The following is a 3337-nucleotide window of genomic DNA, read 5'->3' as shown; positions in this document are numbered from 1 at the left end:
TGGCATCGCCTGCCCGACGCTGCCTACAAGCAGCTCGATCCGAAAGTCGTCGCGCGCTACGCGCGCTTTTTTTTGCCCGCAAAGATGCTGCGGTCAGGTTCGAGCACGGCCACGCAGCACTCCGAAACGACGGCGCGCGGGTAGCCCGGAACAATAGCGCACGCCCTCATCAGCGCGTCGCACCTGACGCGCGGAACTCACTAGTAAGCTGTCGTCGGCCGGCGCTCATGGCCTCGGCGCGCCGAATCGGCTTGATTGAACGTTTTTACGATGATAATTTAAAGTTGTATATGAGTGTCTCTGGCAATCATAGACGCGAGGCAACGAGTAGCCATGTCGGAAGCGCCCTTACTTCGCATTATGGACTACGGTCCGTACACTCAATCGGGCCAAATTCCTGGGGAAAGACCGCCACCGCCGCTTTCCCAAATGGAAGCGCAAGTGGATTTTATTGCGAACAACAACATCGCAAACACACTGAGAATTTATACGCTCGACGATCAGCAGAGTTCCTTGATCAATTATGCTATCGGCGACGGACTGGATGTCATTCCTTCGGTCTATCTCCCCAATCCGAACGGATCTACTCCAGGCCCGCCTGCGACGTGGTCGGCTATCATGAACGATCCTGCTGTGATGTCCGAACTGAACTTGCTTATCTCAACGTTGAACAACTTGCCCGTCAGCGATTTTTCGAAAATGCCGTTCGTCGACGTTGGAAATGAAGAAATCACCCAGGTAGGAGGCTGGAACGACACTGACCTTGAAGACGCGATTGATTACGTCAGGCAGAATCTGACTCTTCCCGCGTCCGTACTCTCGCAGCTGCAGTTCGCCACTGCTGAAACCTATGAGGCTCAATATATCAATCTGCGAAATGGCAGCGGTGGGGTGGATTCTTCCTATAACCCGAGTCACGCGCAATATTATATTGCTACGAACCTTGGCAACAGCTCCGAAGTCGGCGTCATATTTGCCAATATTTTTGCCTACTGGGATGGCATTTCAGTTTCTAATGCGGCCGGCTATGTCGGTCAGATATATCAGACGCTTGAAGCCCTTTACCCAAATAAGGAAATCGTAATCAGCGAGACCGGTTGGCCCTCTTCTGGAGATACACAATTTTCTCCCGTCTTTACGGACCCTCCGCAATCGTCCGTGCCCAGCTTGGCCAACGAGCAGACGTTTTGGCAAAACTTTCTACCAATTGCGAACGAACAGAATATTCCGTTCAGCGCCTTCGAAGCATACGACGAACCGAACAAAGGTACGGCGACCGAAGACAGCTGGGGCTTGATAGTCGCGAATAGCGGTCCCACCTACACAAGCAGCACCTTCAAGACTGCGGTGACCACTCTCATGCCCACAAATGGGCCGCCGCCGTCCGGCACGACAGCCGACCTCATCATGCGTGATGGTGGCGACGGCGATTACGAGATTTACGATCTGGGCAACAGCACGATCCTGGCGGCCGATACGCTGGGCCCGTTTGGGCTTGGCTTGCAGGTCGCCGGCGTCGGCGGCTTCGACGGTGCCGATACCTCGGACGTGATCCTGCGCAATAACGCGAGCGGCGCTTTCGAGGTCTACGATCTCAGCAACAACACCATCACCAGCGCCTCCCCTATGGGGCAGGTCGGTTTGGAATGGTCCGTTGCAGGCTTCGGCGATTTTTTCGGACGCGCCGGCGAAACCGACATGCTGATGCGCAACAGCGATACTGGAGCGTTCGAAATCTACGATATCAGCGACAACGCCATCACATCGGCGGCGCCGATGGGGCAAGTGGGCCTCGAATGGTCGGTCGCGGGTTTCGGCGATTTCTCGACCCGGGCGAACGAAACCGACATGCTGATGCGCAACAACAATACCGGCGCATTCGAGCTTTACGACATCCGCAACAACACCATCACCTCGGCGGCACCAATGGGGCAGGTGGGCCTCGAATGGCAGGTGGCCGGCTTCGGCGATTTCTCCGGCAACGCCAATGAGACTGACATGCTGCTGCGCGACAGACACACCGGAGGATTCGAGGTCTACGACATCGTCAACAACGCCATCACCGCGGCAGCATCGATGGGCCAAGTGGGTCTGGAATGGCAGGTGGCGGGCTTCGGCAACTTTTCAGGGAGCGCCGATGAGACCAACGTGCTGATGCGCGACATCAACAACGGGGCGTTCGAGGTTTATGACATCCGCAACAACCAGATCACGTCGGCGGCCTCGATGGGGCAAGTCGGCACAGAGTGGCAGGTTGGCGGCTTAGCCTCCGCGACGAGCCAGTCCGTACAGGCAATGGCCTCATTCGGTGCCCCCGAAGACGTGCTCGATACATCCTCGCCGCTTGGTCAGCCAAACACCATGCTCGCACCCGGCATTCCGTTCGCAGCCACAGGCCAAATCCATCCCGTCTGACAGGAGGCGGCCGCTGAGATCACTCTAGACTTTAGCCTGACGGGTTCCGATGGAGTTCCGTGCATGTTACGAAATGCTGGCGCAGCGCTAATTGGCGATCAAGGCCGTGGTGGGACCTAAAACTCGCCGACGGCGAATTCGCAGCCGGGCCGAGCGTATTGGTATCGTGGGACGCCGTAACGGTCTTGCCGCAGCGTCGGCCGGCAACGCGCCGCCCAGCGCCGGTCCTGCTCTATGGCGCGTGCGCGTTCCGCATCGTTAGCCGGCTGAGGGACTTTCCGCATGTTGGGGTCTTCGAGCGGCGCCCAGATCGTTGCGCAGCCGCTTGCGTGCCAGCTGCCGACGCAGCTGTCGAGCCTGATTCCTTTGGCCTGAGCTGGATGCGCACTTGTAAGTGTGATGAGCGGCAGCGCGAGCACGGCGCCGGCAAGGGCTATCAGTCGCGAAGCGTGTAGCACTCCGGTACAGGCGAAGGTTAACACGGTACTCTCCCTTGCGCGCGTCGCGATTCCGTTCGGTCGCGTAGCGCGGCACGATTGGCGACAAGCTGTCCGCGGGTGCCGAGCGACGTGAGATGCGTTCGGCAAAATGCGGCAAGCCTTGGTTGGGAGAGCAAGGCAGATGCCAGCTTATCTGCCCTGTTTTGGTACAGCCCCGATATCGTGCGTTAAGCTTGATGGGCCCCGCCGGCCGCCTTCAGCGGCGGATCACGACCGACTCCGGCAGCCGCCGTCGCTCCCAGCCGCTTTGCTCCAGTTCGGGAACGGTATCGTCGGTCTGCGGATAGCCGAGACAGAAATAGCCGATGAATTTCCAGTGCGGCGGCACCGCGAGGATTTCTGTGACTGCCCGCGGATCGAGGATCGAGACCCAGCCCATGCCGATGCCCTGTGCGCGCGCCGCGAGCCAAATCGTGTGCGCG

Annotated in this window: 3 protein-coding genes; 1 reads left to right on the top strand and 2 read right to left on the bottom strand. The window is 58.7% G+C overall.

What is annotated here, in order from left to right; translation table 11 throughout:
* Window positions 1-333 precede the first annotated feature (333 nt).
* Entirely contained in the window at window positions 334-2415 is a 2082-nt protein-coding gene (locus VGG64_07470; GenBank protein HEY1599425.1) for a glycosyl hydrolase family 17 protein, read from the top strand.
* A gap of 116 nt (window positions 2416-2531) precedes the next feature.
* Here VGG64_07470 and VGG64_07465 read toward each other — a convergent pair whose 3' ends face one another.
* Together VGG64_07465 and VGG64_07460 are read right to left on the bottom strand one after the other, a co-directional pair.
* Window positions 2532-2897 (bottom strand): hypothetical protein, encoded by a 366-nt coding sequence (locus VGG64_07465; GenBank protein ID HEY1599424.1) that lies wholly within the window; start codon window positions 2895-2897, stop codon window positions 2532-2534.
* A 214-nt stretch (window positions 2898-3111) separates the two neighbouring features.
* The coding region (locus VGG64_07460; GenBank protein HEY1599423.1) for a nitroreductase family protein at window positions 3112-3337 on the bottom strand (226 nt) is incomplete at its 5' end.

Source organism: Pirellulales bacterium (genome assembly GCA_036490175.1).
GTDB lineage: Bacteria > Planctomycetota > Planctomycetia > Pirellulales > JACPPG01 > JACPPG01.
This window is presented reverse-complemented; position numbering and strand designations above follow the sequence as displayed.